Raw genomic sequence first — 15,976 nt, 5'->3', positions numbered from 1 at the left:
CCCCCACGACCCGACCATCCATTTCATAGTAATCGAAGAGTCCGACGCGTCCATCCGAATTTTCGGATTCGAACACGAGAATCATCCCGGTCGACCCGTCGGACGGTACACACGGACTCTGCGGCGGATACGCCGGCACGCAGGGTTGGCCGGACCCTAGGCGGGACGCATGACAGTTCGGTGAAATGTCTGTGACGCTTCGATTAATCCGCGCTCAGAAGAATCGTTTCAGCTGGCGCTGGGTTGACGCAATCCATTAATGTTGATATCAACTTATAAACTTTCGCACTCGAAACGCTGAAGGAACTCGACATGGCAACCAGGGTTCTTTTGTTGCTCGGAACGAAAAAAGGCGCGTTCATCGCCGAAAGCGACGCTGCGCGGCGGAGTTGGACCCTGCGTGGCCCATACTGCGAGACTTGGCCGATGAACCACGTCATCGGCGACCCCCGGACGGGCACGATCTATGGGGGCGGTGGCAACGAATGGTTCGGACCGGCCGTGTGGAAGTCCACCGACCTCGGCGAAACCTGGACGCATTCTAGCGCCGGACTGGCCTATCCGGCCGGCGAGGAGCCGATCAAGGCGGTATGGAGCATTGCTCCCGGCCCGGACGGGCTGTACGCCGGTGTTCAGCCAGCGGGGCTGTTCCACAGCGCCGACGCCGGCCAGAACTGGCGGCACGTCGAAGGACTGCGCCGCCATCCCTCGCAGCCGCATTGGCAGCCCGGAGGCGGCGGCCTGATCCTGCATTCCCTGGTCCGTCATCCGCACGATGACCGCCAGCTATGGGTGGGCATCTCCACCGCCGGGGTGTTCCACACCGCCGACGGCGGCGACACCTGGGAGCCGCGCAACCACGGAACCCGCGCCGACTTCATGCCGGAAGGCCAGAACTACCCCGAGGTCGGGCAGTGCGTTCACTGTCTGGTGACGGCCCCGGGCATGCCGGACCGGCTGTACCAGCAGAACCATTGCGGGATGTACCGCAGCGACGACGGCGGAAAGCGCTGGGAAAGCATCGAGGCCGGCCTGCCCTCGACCTTCGGCTTCCCGGCGGCAGCCCACCCCCGTGACCCGGAGACGCTGTACCTCCTGCCGCTCAACGGCGACTCCGCCGGCCGCTACGTGCCGGACGGCAAGGCCGCGGTCTGGCGCACCCGCGACGCCGGCCGTACCTGGCAAGACCTGCGCGACGGCCTGCCGCAGCAGAACGCCTATTTCGGGGTGCTGCGCCAGGCAATGGCTACCGATCCGCTGGACTCCGCCGGCGTGTACTTCGGAACCAGTTCGGGCGCGTTGTTCGCCAGCCGCGATGAAGGCGACCGTTGGGAGTGCATTGCCGAACACCTGCCGGCGATCCTGTCGGTGGAGACCCTGACGGTCGAGGGCTAGCGGGCGATGACGGAACCGCCGATGGTCGTCGTGACCCTGCCGGGCGCCCTGCAACGGCTGTTTCCCGGATCGCCGCGCCGGGTCGCGGTGGCCGGCGCGACCGTGGACGAAGCGCTCGACGCCCTGAACGCGCGCTGGCCCGGCATGCGTGATCGGATCTGCGACTCCACCCCGGCGATCCGCCGCCACATCAACGTGTTCGTCGACGGCGAGCGTGCGGCGTTGGACACCCCGCTGGCGAGCGGGTCGACGGTGATCGTGCTGACGGCGGTCAGCGGCGGCTGAGTTCCAGGTACACGCTGTCGCACCACTCCTCGCCGATCTGCAAGGTCCGGGTGGCTCGACCGACCTCGGCGAAGCACAAATCGCCGTCAACGCGTCGCAGGCGCAGCCGCGGGGTGATCAGCTCGTCCATCACGCTCTGTAGCCGGGGTATCGCCTTCCGGCCAAGCCCCGTCGGTGAGCGTTTTCACTTTCTCACCACCCTCGCAAGAAGCGGATGGAGGCGGTCCGGCGTTGCGCCCACATTGCGGCCATGCGATGACCCAAGGAGGAGATCATGAACGCAGTGACCGCGATGGTCCCGACCGCAGCCGCAGGCGAGACGTTCGCCACCGACGACGCCCGTTACCGGGCGGTCGAGACGCGCGACAAGTCAGCTGATGGCCTGTTCATCCTCGCCGTGAAGACCACCGGCGTGTACTGCCGGCCGCATTGCCCGTCGCGCACGCCGAAGCGGCAGAACGTGCAGTTCTATCACCGCCCCGAGGAAGCTCGGGCGGCCGGCTTCCGGGCCTGCCGGCGCTGCAACCCCGATGCGTCGGCGCCGCGCGACACCCGGCTCGACGCCGTGCGCGCCGCCTGCCGGCTGATCGAGTCGGCCGAGGATACCGCGCCCACCCTGGAAGAACTCGGCGAGGCGGCCGGGCTCAGCCCGTTCCACCTGCAGCGCACCTTCAAGGCGGTGATGGGCATCACCCCGCGGCAGTACTGGGACGCCCGCCGGGTCGGCAGGCTGAAGGCCAACCTGAAGGCCGGAGAAGGTGTGGCTTCGGCGCTGTACGGAGCCGGGTACGGCTCCTCCAGCCGGCTGTACGAGAAGGCCGGCGCCCAGCTCGGCATGACCCCCGCCAGCTACGGCAAGGGCGGCGAGGGCGCGGTGATCGCCTATGCCTTCACCGAGACGGCGCTCGGCCAAGTCCTGGTCGGCGCCACCCGGGCCGGCATCTGCTTCGTCGGCGTCGGCGACGACGAGGCGACGCTGCTTGTCGAATTGCAGGGCGACTACCCGAAAGCCACGCTGGCGGCCGACCCCGACGGGCTGGGCGATACCGTGGCCGAGGTTGCCGCCGCCCTCGACGGCCGCGAACCGCATGCCGGCCTGCCGATCGACGTGCGCGGCACCGCGTTCCAGCGTCAGGTCTGGGAATCCCTGCGGGCAATCCCGATGGGCGAGACCCGCACCTACTCCGAACTGGCCGCCGCCGCCGGCCGGCCCAAGGCGGTGCGTGCCGCCGCCAGCGCCTGCGCCAACAACCCGGTGGCGCTGATCGTCCCGTGCCACCGGGCGATCGGTACCGACGGCACCATGCGCGGCTACCGCTGGGGGGTGGAGCGCAAGCGCGCCCTGCTCGACACTGAGCGATCGGTGGCCGCCCGCCGATGACCGGCGCGGTCCGATGATGCCCCGAGGCGGTGGCCATTGAGGCGCCCGCTTCGGGGATCAGCCGATCAGCACCCCCAGCAGCAGCCCGGCGATGACCGCTGCCCAGATCGGCCAGGACGAGAACCGGGCCGGGGCGTGCAGTTCGGCATAGATCCGCAGGCTCTCCGGGTGGACCTTCAGGCCGCCCTCATCCAGGTGCTGCAGCATGCGGTCGGCGGCGCGCACCAGCGCCGGCAGGCGGGTGATGGCGCGGGCGATGTCGTCCGCGCTGCGGGCCAGCAGGGCCTCCGGGCCGCGGTTCTCGATCATCCACTCTTCAATCAGCGGCCGCGCCAGCGCCCACATGTTGACGTCGGGATTCAGCCGCCGGCCCACCCCTTCCGACACCACCATCGTCTTGTGCAGCAGCAGCAGCTGAGGCTGCGCGCGCATCTCGAAGGTCTCGGCGATCCGCAGCACCTGGCCCAGCAGCTTCGCCACCGAGACCTCGTGCAGCGGCTTGTCGATCAGCGGCTCGCCGATCGACCGGCAGGCCTGGGTGAACAGGTCGATCGACTTGTGCGCCGGCACGAAGCCCATGCGGAAATGGATGTCGGCGACGGCGTGCCAGTCGCCGTTCAGGAATCCGGTCAGGGTGTCCGCCAGATAGAACCGGGTGGCTAGGTCGACCCGGCCCATGATGCCGAAGTCGACCGGCACCAGCGTGCCGTCGGCCTCGACCAGCATGTTGCCGGGATGCATGTCGGCATGAAAGAAGCCGTCGCGGAACACCTGGTTGAAGAACACCCCGGCAGCCTTGGCCAGCAGCTCGGTCGGGTCGATGCCGGCGGCTGACAGGGCCGCGGTATCGTCGATCCGGCAACCCTCGATCCAGGCGCATGTCAGCACCCGGCGCGTGGTCCGGGACCAGTCGACCGACGCCACCCTGAAATCCCGGCTGCCCGCGAAGTTCTCGGCCAGTTCAGCGGCGGCGGCGGCCTCGAACCGCAGATCCATCTCCATCTCGACGGTCTGACGGAACACCTGCACGGTCTCGATCGGCCGCAGCCGCTCGGTCCAGGGCAGCAGGCGCTCCACCGTCTGGGCAACCCATTCGAACAGGTCGAGGTCGCGGGCCACCGCGACCTCGATGCCCGGCCGCAGGATCTTGACCGCAACCTCGTGGCCGTCGGACGTGCGGGCCCGGTGCACCTGGGCAATCGAGGCGGCCGCCACCGGCGTGTCGTCGAAACGCTCGAAGAGTTCAGACACCGACGCTTCCAGCTCATGCTCCAGGGTCGCGCGGGCAACCTCCGGCGGAAACGGCGGCAGCCGGTCCTGCAGCATGGTCAGGTCGGCCGATGCCTGATCGCCGATCAGGTCGGCGCGGGTGGCCAGCGACTGGCCGAGCTTGATGAAACTCGGGCCGAGCGCGACCAGGGCGGCGGCCAGCCGTTCGCCCCAGCGTCCAGAGACATCGCGGTCGCGCAGCCGCCGGGACAGCCGGGCGAACAGCGCCAGGGCTGGCGCCTCGGCCACCGCTTCCAGCGGTTCCAGGACGCCATGGCGGGCCAGGATCCAGGCGATCCGGATCAGCCGGAACAGGTTGCGCAGCGCCCGGATCATTGGATCAGCGGGCCACTGCCTAGAGCCGCCAGCCGGAATGGATGGCCGCGATGCCCGCCGACAGGTTGCGCCAGCCGACCTTCTCGAACCCGGCGCGGCGCATCCGCTCGGCCAGATCCTGCTGGTCCGGGAAGCGGCGGATGCTCTCCGCCAGATATTGGTAGGCGGCCTCGTCCTTGGCGACGACCCGGCCAAGCCAAGGCAGCACCTTGAATGAATAGGCGTCGTACAACGGGTCCAGCCAGGGCTGGGTCGGCTTGGAGAACTCCAGGCACAGGAACCGGCCGCCGGGACGCAGCACCCGGCGCATCTCGGCCAACGCCAGATCGATCCGGGTGACGTTGCGCAGCCCGAAAGCGATCGTGACCCGTTCGACCGAGCCGTCGGCCAGCGGCAGGCGCTCAGCGTCGCCGACCACCCAGTCGATGCCGGCATCGCCCCCGACACGCTCCAGCCGGTCGCGGCCGACGGCGATCATCTCGGCGTTGATGTCGCACACCGTCACCGGCCCGCCGCCGCGCCGCCGCCAGCGCTGGGCGATATCGCCGGTACCGCCGGCGACGTCGAGCAGGCGCTGCGACGCGCGCGGCACCGCCCAGTCCAGGAAAGCGTCCTTCCAGAGCCGGTGCACGCCCAGGCTCATCAGGTCGTTCATCCGGTCGTAGCTGCCGGCGACCGAGTCGAACACGCCGCGGACCCGGGTGGCTTTTTCCCCGACCGGAATCTCGGTAAAGCCGAAATCGGTCAGACCGTCGTGGATCTTGCGATCGTCGATCATGGCGGCTCCCAAGAGAACTCCTCCGCGGGCATAAGGTATCGCGGGCGCGGCCTATCAAGTCGCTTGGCGGGCGCTGAATCAAGCGATACCGTCCGGCCATGCCCGAGCTGCCCGAAGTCGAAACGGTGATGCGCGGCCTGACGCCGCGGCTGGAAGGTCGGATTCTCGCCCATGTCGAGGCGCGCCGGCCCGATCTGCGCTGGCCCCTGCCCGACGGTTTCGCCGGCCGGCTGACGGGGCGGCGGGTGGTCGGCCTGCGGCGGCGCGCCAAGTATATCCTCGTCGATCTGGACGACGGCGCCTGCTGGATGATCCACCTCGGCATGTCCGGTCGGATGCTGCTGTCGAACGGTGGCGACCCGGCGTTCGAGAAGCACGACCACGTGGTGCTGCGGACCGACGAGGGCTGGTGGTTGCGGTTCAACGACGCACGGCGTTTCGGCATGATGGATCTGTGGCCGACCGCCGACGTGGAGAACCACCGCCTGCTTGCCGGGATCGGCCCGGAGCCGCTCGGCAACGCCTTCTCCGCGACCGCCCTGGAAACGGCCCTGGAAGGTCGGCAGACCGCGATCAAAGCGGCTCTGTTGGACCAGCGGGTGGTGGCCGGCATCGGCAACATCTACGCCTGCGAGGCGCTGCATCGTTCCGGGATCGCACCCAAGCGGCTGGCCCTGAATGTCCGGGGTGCGCGCGCCGATGCGCTGGTCTCGGCGATCGGCGCCGTGCTGACCGACGCCATCGCTGCCGGCGGCTCGTCGCTGCGCGACCACCGGCAGACCTCCGGGGAACTCGGCTATTTCCAGCACACCTTCGGGGTCTACGACCGCGAAGGCCAGCCGTGCCCAAAGGAAGGGTGCCGGGGTACCGTTCAGCGAATCGTTCAGACCGGCAGGTCGACTTTCTATTGTCCGTCCTGTCAGCGGTGATGTAGAAGCCCCCAGCCATGAGCAAGCCGCACCGGCTCCTCGCGCGTCTCGCCGCCTCCGTCGTCATCGGGGTCGGCCTGCTGTGGGGAGCGGCGTCCACGCCCGTCCGCGCGGATGCCTTCGTCGATGGATTTGAGGATCTTCCGCTGATGCCGGGACTGACCAACGTCCCTGCTGCCAGCGTGAGTTTTGACGCCGCGGCCGGCCGCATCGTGGTCGCCTTCGCGGAAGGCAAGGTGCGCATGCCCGATGTGCGCGCCTTCTACGCCGAAACCCTCCCCCAGCTTGGCTGGTCGGTCGATCAGGCCGGCCGCTGGATGCGCGAGGGCGAGGTTCTGACCGTTGATACCGTGGTGGAGGGTGACGGCCTGGTTGTCCGTTTCGAACTCACACCCCGCTGAAACTGCACGATCCATAGTTCCGACCGCCGATGGCGGATCTGGAAAGGAGCATATGCGATGGCTTACGAGACGATCCTGGTCGAACGCCGCGGCAAGGTCGGCGTCATCACGCTGAACCGGCCCAAGGCGCTGAACGCGCTGTCGTCGGCCCTGATGGATGAACTTGCGTTCGGACTGGACGAGTTGGAGGGCGACGACGCCATCGGCTGCATTGTCCTGACCGGCAGCGAGAAGGCTTTCGCGGCCGGCGCCGACATCAAGGAGATGCAGTCCAAGTCCTATATGGACGTCTACAAGGAGGACTTCATCACCGCGCGCTGGGAGCACATTACCCGGATCCGCAAGCCGGTAATCGCCGCGGTGGCCGGCTATGCCCTGGGCGGTGGCTGCGAGCTTGCGATGATGTGCGATTTCATCATCGCCGCCGACTCCGCCAAGTTCGGCCAGCCGGAGATCACGATCGGCACCATTCCGGGTGCCGGGGGGACCCAGCGCCTGACCCGCTTCGTCGGCAAGTCCAAGGCGATGGACATGTGCCTGACCGGCCGGATGATGGACGCCCAGGAGGCCGAGCGCGCCGGGTTGGTCAGCCGGGTCGTGCCGGCCGCCGAACTGATGGACGAGGTCATGAAGGTCGCCAACCGGGTCGCCGACATGTCCCAGCCGATTGTCATGATGGCCAAGGAGGCCGTAAATCGCGCCTACGAGACGACAATGTCCGAGGGCGTGCGCTTCGAACGACGGCTGTTTCACTCGACTTTCGCCACCGAGGATCAGAAGGAGGGCATGGCGGCGTTCGTCGAGAAGCGGCAGCCGGCCTTCCGGCACTCCTGACCCTTTCAGCTTTTCCGGTACCCGGAACCACCCACACCGGTTGACGCAGATCAGGCGCAAGGTTATAAGGCGCGCCTTCCGCGTATCCGCCGGGCTTTAGAGAGTTACCATGGCGCACCACAAATCGGCCAAGAAGCGCATTGTTCGCAACGCGCACCGCTTCGAGATCAACCACGCGCGCACCTCGCGCATCCGCACCTTCGTGAAGAAGGTGGAGAAGGCGATTGCCGCCGGCGACCACGCCGCCGCCAGGACCGCCTTCGTGGAGGCGCAGCCGGAAATGCATCGCGGGGTGTCGAAGGGCGTCCTGCACCGCAATACGGTTGCTCGCAAGCTGTCGCGCATGAACGCGCGGATCAAGGCGCTCGGCGCCTGACGATCCGGCGGCCCTGGCCGCCGACTGCACAGCGCTTCAAAGGCCGTCGGCTTCCGGCGGCCTTTTCGCGTGTTCGATGAAGAAGCTTCTTGCCACTGCGGGTCGCGCCGCACCGGCCTCGACGGTCCGCCCGCCGTCGGACTGATATCCGATCATATGTCTTGCGAACATATCGGGCCACGACGAGGCGCATGACGGCTACTGGGGCGGGCTGCGGAAGCAGTCGTGTGACAGAAATGCGTCAGCCTCTAAGCCGCTCCACCATCAACACTTTCTCCTTTGGTTAATGCTTTGCGGGTACCTTCTCGATATTGCTTTAATGTCGAGACACAAGGCGTTGAATCAAGTTTCGTCTCGATAAGTCAACTTGCGATTCGGCTCGTCTGGGCAAAAAAAAATCGTCATCCATCGACCGACTCGGTTGCGTCCGGCGGGGCCCCCGAGTAACTTACGCACCTCAGCACGGAACGCTGATTACTGCAAAAAATAAAGGAAAAATTGCAGTAATTCCAGTAATTGCAGAAACGCAATGCGCGAATTCTTGGGTATGCCTAAGTAACGTCCAAGCACTGGTGCTGACACTCTTAAGCGCTGGCTATAACGGGACGGGACGACTGAGGTCGTCTTGGTTGGGAGAATATTGTTCTGGCCGATCGAGCGGGGGGCTTGGCGGGCGGATCGGCCACGAGGCACAAAAAGCCGGGCGAATGTCCGGGAGACACAAGAGGCAAGCGGTGACGACAGATTTCGGCTTGGGGAGCCAAAAGGGGGACGTGCGGATCCAATACGGTTTGGCGTGGGGCGTCGACCGGTTTCGTATGGGAGGCACGTGTGATGATTGACCACAATGGCGGAGGCGAGACTGCCGCCCGCTGGGCGCGGGTGCGCGGCCGATTGCGCACCGAGTGCGGAGAGACCGTGTATCGCAGCTGGCTGCGGTCGCTGACGCTGGTCCGTTGCGACGGCGCGTCGGTGGTTCTGTCCGTTCCCAGCCGGTTCGTACGCGATCGGGTTACGACGCAGTACGGTGATCGCCTGCGCGCGCTCTGGGCGATCGAGGACGCCGCGATCCGATCGGTCGAGGTGACTGTGGCACAAGGCGCCGCCGCCGAGGCGCCGGCCGACCGGGCCTTGGCGGCGGCAACGGCCGGTGACGGCGATTCCGCCGAACACCACGAGCCTGTCGAACTGGCGGCACCGGCGGTTTTCCGCAGCAACGACCCGACCGACGCGTTGAGTGCGCCTCTGGATCCGCGTTTCACATTTGCGAACTTCGTGGTCGGCAAGCCGAACGAACTGGCGTTCGCGGCGGCGCGGCGCGTCGCCGACAGCGAGACCGTTCCGTTCAATCCGCTGTTCCTGTACGGCGGGGTCGGCCTCGGCAAGACCCATTTGATGCATGCCATCGCCTGGAACCTGCGGGAGAAGCACCCGCAGCGGCGCATGCTGTACATGTCCGCCGAAAAGTTCATGTACCAGTTCATCCGCGCCCTGCGCTTCAAGGACACGGTGGCGTTCAAGGACCTGTTCCGGTCGGTCGACGTGCTGATGATCGATGATGTCCAGTTCATCAGCGGCAAGGATTCGACCCAGGAAGAGTTCTTCCACACCTTCAACGCCCTGGTGGACCGCAACCGCCAGGTCATCATCTCGGCGGACAAATCGCCGAACGACCTCGACGGACTGGAGGAGCGGCTGCGTTCCCGGCTCGGCTGGGGGTTGGTCGCCGACATTCACCCGACCACCTACGAGCTGCGGCTCGGCATTCTTCAGTCGAAGGCTGAGCGGCTGGAGGTGTCCATCCCCTCGAAGGTCCTGGAGTTCCTGGCCCACAAGATCACCAGCAACGTGCGCGAGCTGGAAGGTGCTCTGAACCGCATCGTGGCACACACCACCCTGGTGGGGCGGCCGATCACCATCGAAAGCACCCAGGAGGGGCTGCACGACCTCCTGAAGTCCCATGACCGGCGCGTCACGATCGAGGAGATCCAGCGCAAGGTCGCCTCGCATTTCAACCTGCGTATCACCGACATGCATTCGGCCCGACGGTCCCGGTCGATTGCCCGGCCGCGCCAGATCGCCATGTATCTGGCCAAGCAGCTCACGCACCGTTCGCTGCCGGAGATCGGCCGGAAGTTCGGCGGGCGCGACCACACCACGGTCATGCACGCGGTGAAGAAGGTCGACGAGTTGAGAGCTGCCGACCGGCATTTCGACGAGGATGTCGACATGCTCCGGCGCATGCTCGAAAGCTGACCGAACGGCCCGCTGCCGGGCCGTTTCAGGGCTTGTAAAACTCATCCTTACGGCGGCGTTTCATGGTATAGAAGGGGCGTACGATTCGCCCAATCGCGGGCATGCGAGTCCGTCGTCCTTCAGGATCGGCGGACGTGTCCCCGAGACCGTTCGAAAGGCCCGAGCGAGCCCATGAAGATCACGATCGACCGAGCGGCGCTGCTGAAGCCGCTGGCCCATGTCCAAAGCGTCGTTGAGCGGCGGAACACCATTCCGATTCTGGCCAACGTGCTGCTGCGCGCCGCCGACGGTACGCTGTCACTGACGGCCACCGACATGGACCTTGATGTGGTGGAAAGCGTCGGATGTTCCGTCGATCAGCCGGGGCAGACCACGGTACCGGCTCACACCCTGTACGAGATCGTCCGCAAGCTGCAGGACGGCTCGGAGGTCGAGTTGACGGCCGCTGGCGACAGCGGCCGGATGACGATCCGCGCCGGCCGTTCGAACTTCTCGCTGCCGACCCTGCCGATGGAGGAGTTCCCGGCGCTGTCCGGCGACACGCTGCCGACCAGCTTCGTACTGTCGGCGGCCGACGCCAAGACCCTGATCGACCGGACGCGCTTTGCGATCTCCACCGAGGAGACCCGGTACTACCTGAACGGCATCTTCCTGCATGAAGCCAAGGCCGGCGACGTCGCGGTGCTGCGCGCGGTGGCAACCGACGGGCATCGTCTCGCCCGCGTCCAGATGCCGCTGCCCTCCGGCGCCGCCGGGATGCCGTCGGTGATCGTGCCGCGCAAGGCCGTCCAGGAGATCCGCAAGCTGATCGAAGAGACCGACGGCGACGTCCAGGTCTCGCTGAGCGAGAACAAGCTGCGCTTCGCGTTCGAGTCGAGCGTGCTGACCACCAAGCTGATCGACGGGACGTTCCCGGACTACGAGCGGGTGATCCCGACCGGCAACGACAAGATGTTGCGGGTCGAAAGCTCGATGTTCAAGCGCGCCGTCGACCGCGTGGCGACGATCTCGACCGAGAAGTCCCGCTCGGTCAAGCTCAGTCTGGCGAGCGGCACGCTGACCTTGTCGGCCAACAGCCCGGACAACGCGCAGGCGACCGAAGAGGTCGATGTCGACTACGCCGCCGCGGCCATCGAGATCGGTTTCAACTCGCGCTACCTGATGGATATCGCCGACCAGATCGATGAGGGCAGCAAGGCGGTGTTCGCCATGGCCGACGCCGCATCGCCGACCGTGGTGACGGACGAGAGCGACGACGGCACGCTCTACGTCCTCATGCCGATGCGGGTGTGACCAGCCGCGTGATCGCCCGACCACTCATGGCCGACCCGGCGGTGCAGACGGCCGCCGTTCCGCAACGGCTTGCCGTGCGCCGCTTGACCCTGACCCGGTTCCGCAACTATGCGGCGGAGAGCCTCGACATCGACGGCCCGGCGGTCGTGCTGACCGGACCCAACGGGGCTGGCAAGACCAATCTGCTGGAGGCCGTCTCGTTCCTGACCCCGGGGCGCGGGTTGCGGCGTGCCCGGTTGTCCGAGGTCGACCGGTTGACCCCGGGCGACATGGCGGACGCCGGTTCCAGCGCCTGGGCCGTGGCCGCGCGGGTCGATGGCAAGCTTGGTGCGGTGACCATCGGCACCGGCCGCGATCCGGATTCCGACGGTGAGCGCCGCCTGGTCCGCGTCGACGGCGCTCCGGCCCGGAGCCAGTCTGCCCTTGGCGACCATGTCACCGTTTCCTGGCTGACGCCGGCCATGGACCGGTTGTTCCTGGATGGTGCGTCCGGCCGCCGACGGTTCCTGGACCGGATGGTGTTCGCGTTCGATCCGGAGCATTCGACCCGGGTCAACCACTACGAGCACGCCTGGCGGGAGCGAAACCGGCTGATCAAGGACGGCGTCCGGGATCCGGCCTGGTTCGCCGCGCTTGAGGAGACGCTGGCCGCCACCGGGATCGCGGTAGCCGCCGCCCGGTCCTCGCTGGTCGCCCGGCTCAACCAGGTGTGCGCCGAGACCGAGCCGCCGTTTCCGGCGGCCGAGTTGACCTTGGACGGCACCGTCGACCGCTGGCTGGACGAAGCCCCGGCCCTGGAAATCGAGGACCGGCTGCGCGCGACCCTCGCCGCCGGCCGCCGGCCTGGTTCGCCGGAAGCCGAAGGCCCGCACCGCAGTGACCTGCTGGTGCGGCACGTACCCAAGGACATGCCGGCCGAGCGCTGCTCGACCGGGGAACAGAAGGCCCTTCTGGTCGGCATCGTTTTGGCGCATGCCCGTCTTCAGGCGATCGACGAGGGTGCGTCCCCGATCCTGCTGTTGGATGAAGTGGCCGCCCATTTGGACGACCGTCGGCGCACCGCCTTGTTCGAGGCGGTTCTGGCGCTGGGGGGACAGGCTTGGCTGACCGGCACCGATCGGGGGGTATTTGCCCCGATCGCCGACCGGGCCCAGATAGTTGAGGTGACGGACGGACGGCTTGCGCCGGCCGGCACCATCGGACTCCGAGGAGAGAAATCGAATGGCTGACGAGACCCTTCCCGAGAATGGGAACGGCGGATCCAATGGCTATGACGCCGATTCCATCAAGGTGCTGCGCGGGCTGGATGCCGTGCGCAAGCGGCCGGGCATGTACATCGGCGACACCGACGACGGCTCGGGCCTGCACCACATGGTCTACGAGGTGGTCGACAACGCCATCGACGAGGCGCTGGCCGGCTATTGCGACGCGGTGATGGTCACGCTGAACGGTGACGGATCGGTGACCGTTTCCGACAATGGCCGGGGCATTCCGGTCGACATGCACAGCGAGGAAGGCATGTCGGCTGCCCAGGTCATCATGACCCAGCTGCATGCCGGCGGGAAATTCGACCAGAACTCCTACAAGGTTTCCGGCGGCCTGCACGGGGTCGGCGTATCGGTCGTGAACGCGTTGTCCGAAACCCTGGATCTGCGGATCTGGCGCGACGGCAAGGAACATTTCATGCGCTTTCGCCACGGCGTGCCGGAGGCCGATCTGGTCGTGGTCGGTCCGGCGACCCAAAGCGGCACAGAGGTGACCTTCAAGCCCTCGAAGTCGACCTTCACCATGGTCGATTTCGACCTGCCGACCTTGGAACACCGCCTGCGCGAGCTGGCGTTCCTGAACTCGGGCGTGCGGATCGTGCTGACCGACGACCGCACCGCGGAATCCAAAACGATCGATCTGCACTACGAGGGCGGGCTTCAGGCCTTCGTGACCTATCTCGATCGGGCGCGCCACGCGCTGCATCCGACGCTGATGATGGGCGGCGAGCGTGACGGCATGACCGTCGAAGTGGCGATGGAATGGACCGATTCCTACCACGAGACCATGCTGTGCTTCACCAACAACATCCCGCAGAAGGACGGCGGTGCCCACCTTGCGGGGTTCCGCGCGGCGCTGACCCGGCAGGTCAACAGCTACGCCCAGAGCTCCGGCATCGCCAAGAAGGAGAAGGTGACGCTGTCCGGCGACGATGCCCGCGAGGGGCTGACGTGCGTGCTGTCGGTCAAGGTGCCGGACCCGAAATTCTCCTCCCAGACCAAGGACAAGCTGGTCTCGTCCGAGGTCAAGCCGGTGGTGGAGAACATCGTCGCCGACAAGCTGCAGCAATGGTTCGAGGAACATCCGGCCGACGCCAAGCGGGTGGTCGCCAAGGCCTACGAGGCGGCAGCAGCGCGCGAAGCGGCGCGCAGGGCCCGCGATCTGACCCGGCGAAAGGGCGTGCTCGACATCGCCAACCTGCCGGGCAAGCTCGCCGACTGCCAGGAGCGCGATCCGGCCAAGGCCGAACTGTTCCTGGTCGAGGGTGACTCCGCCGGCGGCTCCGCCAAACAGGGTCGCCACCGCAAGTCGCAGGCGATCCTGCCGCTGCGCGGCAAGATCCTGAACGTCGAGCGGGCGCGCTTCGACAAGATGTTGGCAAGCCAGGAAATCGGGACGCTGATCGCGGCGCTGGGCACCAGCATCGGCCCGGAAGAGTTCGACATCACGAAACTGCGGTATCACCGCATCATCATCATGACGGACGCCGACGTCGACGGCAGCCACATCCGCACCCTATTGCTGACCTTCTTCTTCCGGCAGATGCCGGAGCTGCTGGAGCGCGGCTACCTCTACATCGCCCAGCCGCCGCTCTACCGGGTCAAGCGCGCCAGCGAGGAGACCTACCTAAAGGACGACAGGGCGCTGGAACGCTTCCTGATCGACGAAGGCACCAAGGGTGCCGTCCTGACGCTGTCGACTGGATCCCAGATTGCCGGCGTCGATCTGGCGGGCCAGGCCGAACTGGCGCGCCAGGCCAAGCAACTGATCGAGCCGTTGGCGCGGCGCCTCGGCAGCGCGGTGGTGGTCGAGCAGGCGGCGGTTGCCGGCGCGCTCGGTGCCGGTTTGCTGGCGGATCCCGAAACCGCCCAGGCGACCGCTGAGTATCTGGCCCGGCGCCTCGACGCGCTGTCGGAAGAGCATGAGCGCGGCTGGAGCGGCCAGTTCGAGGAGACCGAAACCGGACCGGCTCTGGTGTTTGCCCGCACGTTGCGCGGCGTGACCGAACGGTACCGGCTGGACGGCGCGTTCCTGAAGACCCCCGAAGCGCGCAGCCTGGACGAGCGAGCCAGCGACCTGCAGGACCTGTTCGCCAAGCGGGCGAGCCTGGAGAACAAGGACGGCCCGCGCGTGGTGCACGGCCCGATCGGTCTGATCGAGGCGGTGTTCGCGATCGGCCGCAAGGGCCTTACCGTGAACCGCTACAAGGGTCTCGGCGAGATGAACCCGGGCCAGCTCTGGGAGACCACGCTGGACCCCGATCGCCGCACCCTGCTGCAGGTCAAGGTCGCCCACGCCGACGAGGCCCAGGAGGTGTTCTCGACCCTGATGGGAGACGTGGTCGAACCGCGCCGGGACTTCATCCAGACCAATGCCTTGAAGGTCGCCAACCTGGACGTCTAGCCGCTTGGTCCTGATGCAGTCGACGGCAACGGTCACCGGAAGGGTTGTCAGGTGCCGACCATAGCCGATGTCCTGGCGATCTTCTCGGTTCTGGATATCGCGGCGTTCGCCGTGTTTGCGCTCGCGTGGGTCGGCTACGAGGCCTACAGCACGCGGGCGACCCGGCGGGGCCATAGCCTCCCGGCCCGGATGCAGGTCTGGCGGGAGCGCTGGATGGAAGCGGCGGTCGGGCGGGACAACCGCATTCTTGACGTCCAGATCCTGCAGTCGCTGACCGGCAACTCGGCGTTCCTGGCGTCGACCGCGATCTTCGTGATCGGCGGGCTGGCGGCGGCGCTGGGTACTGCCGCCGACGTGGTTGGCGTTCTGAACGATTTCGACTACTTCGCGACCACCAGCCAGAACCGGTTCGGCTTCAAGGTCGCGCTGATGATCCTGATCTTCATGCACGCCTTCTTTCGACTGGCGTGGTCGATGCGGCTGCACAACAACGCGGGTGTCGTGCTCGGATCAATTCCGCAGCCGGGTCACGGGGATGAAATGGTTGCAAAGGCGCGGGCCGGTGTAGCGGCGCGTCTGGTGACGCTGGCCGCCCGGCACTACAACGGTGGCATGCATTCGTATTATTTTGGCTTGGCGGCCTGCGCCTGGTTCCTGCATCCCCTGGCGTTGATCGCCACCACGGCTTGGGTGGTCGGCACGCTGTACCGCCGCGAGTTTCGCTCGCGCGCGCACGCGGCCTTGGTGTTGGTCGACGGAGGCTGACATCCGTCG

15 protein-coding genes are annotated in these 15,976 nt (G+C 66.8%); 12 read left to right on the top strand and 3 right to left on the bottom strand.

The window, feature by feature from the left end; genetic code table 11:
- Positions 1-312 precede the first annotated feature (312 nt).
- Entirely contained in the window at positions 313-1,395 is a 1,083-nt protein-coding gene (locus tag RIC54_RS23445) for a WD40/YVTN/BNR-like repeat-containing protein (RefSeq protein ID WP_350092012.1), read from the top strand.
- Positions 1,396-1,401: 6 nt separating this feature from the next.
- The gene (locus tag RIC54_RS23440; protein WP_350092009.1) at positions 1,402-1,680 is read left to right on the top strand and encodes a MoaD/ThiS family protein; all 279 of its coding nucleotides are present in this window, start codon (positions 1,402-1,404) and stop codon (positions 1,678-1,680) included.
- On the opposite strand, the gene RIC54_RS23435 is transcribed toward RIC54_RS23440, so the two are convergent.
- Positions 1,667-1,810 carry a hypothetical protein gene (locus tag RIC54_RS23435; RefSeq protein ID WP_350092006.1) on the bottom strand — a complete coding sequence of 48 codons (144 nt, stop codon included), beginning with the start codon at positions 1,808-1,810 and terminating at the stop codon, positions 1,667-1,669. The two genes, RIC54_RS23440 and RIC54_RS23435, sit on opposite strands and share 14 nt — an antisense overlap.
- A gap of 144 nt (positions 1,811-1,954) precedes the next feature.
- Here RIC54_RS23435 and ada point away from each other — a divergent pair, with 144 nt between their 5' ends.
- The gene (gene ada, locus RIC54_RS23430; protein ID WP_350092003.1) at positions 1,955-3,061 is read left to right on the top strand and encodes a bifunctional DNA-binding transcriptional regulator/O6-methylguanine-DNA methyltransferase Ada; all 1,107 of its coding nucleotides are present in this window, start codon (positions 1,955-1,957) and stop codon (positions 3,059-3,061) included.
- A gap of 57 nt (positions 3,062-3,118) precedes the next feature.
- On the opposite strand, the gene ubiB is transcribed toward ada, so the two are convergent.
- Both ubiB and ubiE read right to left on the bottom strand, forming a co-directional pair.
- Positions 3,119-4,666, bottom strand: a complete 1,548-nt coding sequence (ubiB, locus tag RIC54_RS23425; RefSeq protein ID WP_350092000.1) for a 2-polyprenylphenol 6-hydroxylase — start codon at positions 4,664-4,666, stop codon at positions 3,119-3,121.
- A gap of 19 nt (positions 4,667-4,685) precedes the next feature.
- Positions 4,686-5,444: a bifunctional demethylmenaquinone methyltransferase/2-methoxy-6-polyprenyl-1,4-benzoquinol methylase UbiE gene (gene ubiE, locus RIC54_RS23420; protein WP_350091997.1), complete on the bottom strand. Its 759-nt coding sequence runs from the start codon at positions 5,442-5,444 to the stop codon at positions 4,686-4,688.
- 98 nt (positions 5,445-5,542) lie between these two features.
- On the opposite strand from ubiE, the gene mutM reads away from it, so the two are divergent.
- From mutM to RIC54_RS23375, 9 genes are all read left to right on the top strand, one after another.
- Positions 5,543-6,373 (top strand): bifunctional DNA-formamidopyrimidine glycosylase/DNA-(apurinic or apyrimidinic site) lyase, encoded by an 831-nt coding sequence (mutM, locus tag RIC54_RS23415; protein ID WP_350091994.1) that lies wholly within the window; start codon positions 5,543-5,545, stop codon positions 6,371-6,373.
- A 17-nt stretch (positions 6,374-6,390) separates the two neighbouring features.
- Positions 6,391-6,774, top strand: a complete 384-nt coding sequence (locus RIC54_RS23410) for a hypothetical protein (protein WP_350091992.1) — start codon at positions 6,391-6,393, stop codon at positions 6,772-6,774.
- A gap of 57 nt (positions 6,775-6,831) precedes the next feature.
- On the top strand, positions 6,832-7,608 hold the full coding sequence (locus RIC54_RS23405; RefSeq protein WP_350091991.1) for an enoyl-CoA hydratase: 777 nt from the start codon (positions 6,832-6,834) through the stop codon (positions 7,606-7,608).
- A 109-nt stretch (positions 7,609-7,717) separates the two neighbouring features.
- On the top strand, positions 7,718-7,984 hold the full coding sequence (gene rpsT / locus RIC54_RS23400) for a 30S ribosomal protein S20 (RefSeq protein WP_350091988.1): 267 nt from the start codon (positions 7,718-7,720) through the stop codon (positions 7,982-7,984).
- An 834-nt stretch (positions 7,985-8,818) separates the two neighbouring features.
- Entirely contained in the window at positions 8,819-10,240 is a 1,422-nt protein-coding gene (gene dnaA, locus RIC54_RS23395) for a chromosomal replication initiator protein DnaA (RefSeq protein ID WP_350091985.1), read from the top strand.
- A 171-nt stretch (positions 10,241-10,411) separates the two neighbouring features.
- The gene (dnaN, locus tag RIC54_RS23390; protein WP_350091982.1) at positions 10,412-11,533 is read left to right on the top strand and encodes a DNA polymerase III subunit beta; all 1,122 of its coding nucleotides are present in this window, start codon (positions 10,412-10,414) and stop codon (positions 11,531-11,533) included.
- Positions 11,530-12,762, top strand: a complete 1,233-nt coding sequence (gene recF, locus RIC54_RS23385) for a DNA replication/repair protein RecF (protein WP_350091979.1) — start codon at positions 11,530-11,532, stop codon at positions 12,760-12,762. The genes dnaN and recF overlap by 4 nt, the downstream gene beginning before the upstream one ends.
- Positions 12,755-15,202 carry a DNA topoisomerase (ATP-hydrolyzing) subunit B gene (gene gyrB, locus RIC54_RS23380; protein ID WP_350151480.1) on the top strand — a complete coding sequence of 816 codons (2,448 nt, stop codon included), beginning with the start codon at positions 12,755-12,757 and terminating at the stop codon, positions 15,200-15,202. Before recF ends, gyrB begins: the two co-directional genes overlap by 8 nt.
- A 51-nt stretch (positions 15,203-15,253) precedes the next feature.
- Positions 15,254-15,967: a DUF599 domain-containing protein gene (locus tag RIC54_RS23375; protein WP_350091973.1), complete on the top strand. Its 714-nt coding sequence runs from the start codon at positions 15,254-15,256 to the stop codon at positions 15,965-15,967.
- Positions 15,968-15,976: the final 9 nt, after the last annotated feature.

The sequence above is a fragment of the Thalassobaculum sp. genome (assembly GCF_040219215.1).
In the GTDB taxonomy this organism is placed as follows: Bacteria; Pseudomonadota; Alphaproteobacteria; order Thalassobaculales; family Thalassobaculaceae; genus Thalassobaculum_A.
This window is presented reverse-complemented; position numbering and strand designations above follow the sequence as displayed.

What these genes read in the sequence shown, in the direction of transcription:
- RIC54_RS23445 (WP_350092012.1), top strand. Translation starts at nt 313, where the DNA reads ATGGCAACCAGGGTTCTTTTGTTGCTCGGAACGAAAAAAGGCGCGTTC.
- RIC54_RS23440 (WP_350092009.1), top strand. Translation starts at nt 1,402, where the DNA reads ATGACGGAACCGCCGATGGTCGTCGTGACCCTGCCGGGCGCCCTGCAA.
- RIC54_RS23435 (WP_350092006.1), bottom strand. Translation starts at nt 1,810, where the DNA reads ATGGACGAGCTGATCACCCCGCGGCTGCGCCTGCGACGCGTTGACGGC.
- ada (WP_350092003.1), top strand. Translation starts at nt 1,955, where the DNA reads ATGAACGCAGTGACCGCGATGGTCCCGACCGCAGCCGCAGGCGAGACG.
- ubiB (WP_350092000.1), bottom strand. Translation starts at nt 4,666, where the DNA reads ATGATCCGGGCGCTGCGCAACCTGTTCCGGCTGATCCGGATCGCCTGG.
- ubiE (WP_350091997.1), bottom strand. Translation starts at nt 5,444, where the DNA reads ATGATCGACGATCGCAAGATCCACGACGGTCTGACCGATTTCGGCTTT.
- mutM (WP_350091994.1), top strand. Translation starts at nt 5,543, where the DNA reads ATGCCCGAGCTGCCCGAAGTCGAAACGGTGATGCGCGGCCTGACGCCG.
- RIC54_RS23410 (WP_350091992.1), top strand. Translation starts at nt 6,391, where the DNA reads ATGAGCAAGCCGCACCGGCTCCTCGCGCGTCTCGCCGCCTCCGTCGTC.
- RIC54_RS23405 (WP_350091991.1), top strand. Translation starts at nt 6,832, where the DNA reads ATGGCTTACGAGACGATCCTGGTCGAACGCCGCGGCAAGGTCGGCGTC.
- rpsT (WP_350091988.1), top strand. Translation starts at nt 7,718, where the DNA reads ATGGCGCACCACAAATCGGCCAAGAAGCGCATTGTTCGCAACGCGCAC.
- dnaA (WP_350091985.1), top strand. Translation starts at nt 8,819, where the DNA reads ATGATTGACCACAATGGCGGAGGCGAGACTGCCGCCCGCTGGGCGCGG.
- dnaN (WP_350091982.1), top strand. Translation starts at nt 10,412, where the DNA reads ATGAAGATCACGATCGACCGAGCGGCGCTGCTGAAGCCGCTGGCCCAT.
- gyrB (WP_350151480.1), top strand. Translation starts at nt 12,755, where the DNA reads ATGGCTGACGAGACCCTTCCCGAGAATGGGAACGGCGGATCCAATGGC.